This is a genomic window from Vibrio sp. 10N.222.49.A3 (assembly GCF_041475145.1).
GTDB lineage: Bacteria > Pseudomonadota > Gammaproteobacteria > Enterobacterales > Vibrionaceae > Vibrio > Vibrio tasmaniensis_A.
On sequence record NZ_JBFRVM010000278.1, the window covers coordinates 1 to 2117 of the forward strand.

Consider the following 2117-nt stretch of genomic DNA (forward strand, 5'->3'; position numbering starts at 1 on the left):
GAGAACATGCTTCGTGAGAAATACCTTCCATCAGACAACCATCACCCATGAACGCATAAGTGAAGTGATCAACGATGTCGTGGCCTTCTTTGTTGAACTGTGCAGCCAATGATTTTTCAGCCATCGCCATACCAACAGCGTTGGTGATGCCTTGACCTAGAGGACCAGTCGTTGTTTCGATACCAGGAGCGTAACCGTACTCTGGGTGACCTGGAGTCTTAGAGTGCAGTTGACGGAAGTTTTTTAGGTCTTCAATTGAAAGCTCGTAACCTGCTAAGTGAAGCAGAGAGTAAATCAGCATAGAACCATGACCGTTAGACAGGATAAAACGGTCTCGGTCAGCCCACTCTGGGTTTGCTGGGTTATGGTTCAAGTGGCCACGCCAAAGAACTTCAGCGATGTCAGCCATACCCATAGGTGCGCCTGGGTGGCCTGAGTTTGCTTGTTGAACACCGTCCATGCTAAGTGCGCGGATTGCATTGGCTAGATCTTTACGAGAAGGCATGTCTGCTCCTGGATACATAAGCGATTTAAAAAAGAGATAGATGCTAAAGTTTTCATTTTTATTAGCGCGGGTATTCTCTCAAACGACTATAGCGACTGCAAACGTTTTACTGGTACTTTAACGGTCATTTTCCGCAATTTTCGATCATTTACACCACTTAACAATGGCTTCCCTCTACCAACACGCAAACGTTTAGTTATGACATATCCTAAAAAAGAGCTTGTAATTCGACCGTTGGAATTTAAAATAGCCGTCTAGATGTAGAAACACCTACAAAATATACTGTATTGAATGGCGACGCTTCCTCGATTGCGACGGCATAAACTATTTGCATTTAACTATTTGCAACTAAAAACTAAACTAAAAGTGGAGCTCTCATGGCTAAGCACCTATTCACTTCTGAATCTGTTTCAGAAGGCCATCCAGATAAAATTGCAGACCAAATCTCAGATGCTGTTCTTGATGCCATCATTGAACAAGATCCAAAAGCACGTGTTGCTTGTGAGACTTACGTAAAAACCGGCATGGTTATGGTTGGCGGTGAAGTAACCACGTCTGCATGGGTTGATATCGAAGAAATCACTCGTGAAACAGTTCGTGAAATTGGTTATGTTCATTCTGATATGGGCTTTGACGCTGACTCTTGTGCAGTACTAAACACAATTGGTAAGCAGTCTCCAGACATCAACCAAGGTGTTGATAAAGCCGATCCTAAAGATCAAGGCGCAGGCGACCAAGGTATCATGTTTGGTTACGCGACTAACGAAACACCAATCCTAATGCCAGCTCCAATTACTTACTCTCACCTTCTTGTTAAGAAGCAAGCTGAAGTACGTAAGAGCGGCAAGCTTGACTTCCTTCGCCCAGATGCGAAATCTCAAGTAACATTCCAATACGACCAAGGTAAGATCGTTGGTATCGACGCTGTTGTTCTTTCAACTCAACACTGTGATTCAGTAACAACACCTGACCTACGTGAAGCGGTAATGGAAGAGATCATCAAGCCAGTACTTCCTGCTGAGTGGATCAACAAAGACACTAACTTCTTCATCAACCCAACAGGCCGTTTCGTAATCGGTGGGCCAATGGGTGACTGTGGTCTAACAGGTCGTAAGATCATCGTTGATACCTACGGCGGCGCAGCTCGTCACGGTGGCGGTGCATTCTCTGGTAAAGATCCATCAAAAGTTGACCGTTCTGCAGCTTACGCAGCTCGTTACGTTGCGAAAAACATCGTTGCTGCTGGCATGGCTGACCGTTGTGAGATTCAACTGTCTTACGCTATCGGTGTTGCAGATCCAACATCTATCATGGTTGAAACGTTTGGTACTGAGAAAGTAGCGCACGAAATCATCATTGAAGCAGTTCGTCAAAACTTCGACCTACGTCCATACGGTCTTCAAGAGATGCTGAACCTTCTTCAACCTATCTACAAGCAGACTGCTGCATACGGCCACTTCGGTCGCGAAGAGTTCCCTTGGGAAGCAACTGACAAAGCAGCTATCCTTGCGGACTTCGCAGGCCTGTAAGCATTACGCAACACGCTAGCTGAAACGTAATTTTAAAAGCCTCTGTTCTCAGAGGCTTTTTTCTTTCTATTCTTCTATTCTTC

1 protein-coding gene and 1 pseudogene are annotated in these 2117 nt (G+C 45.0%); one reads left to right on the forward strand and one right to left on the reverse strand.

What is annotated here, in order from left to right; translation table 11 throughout:
• A pseudogene (locus AB4589_RS25015) lies at nt 1-505 on the reverse strand (transketolase); the annotation flags it as partial.
• Nucleotides 506-882: 377 nt separating this feature from the next.
• On the opposite strand from AB4589_RS25015, the gene metK reads away from it, so the two are divergent.
• Nucleotides 883-2034, forward strand: coding sequence for a methionine adenosyltransferase (metK, locus tag AB4589_RS25020; protein ID WP_009847676.1), 1152 nt, complete (start codon nt 883-885; stop codon nt 2032-2034).
• Nucleotides 2035-2117: the final 83 nt, after the last annotated feature.

Coding starts and splice junctions, on each gene's coding strand:
- metK (WP_009847676.1), top strand. CDS start 883: ATGGCTAAGCACCTATTCACTTCTGAATCTGTTTCAGAAGGCCATCCA.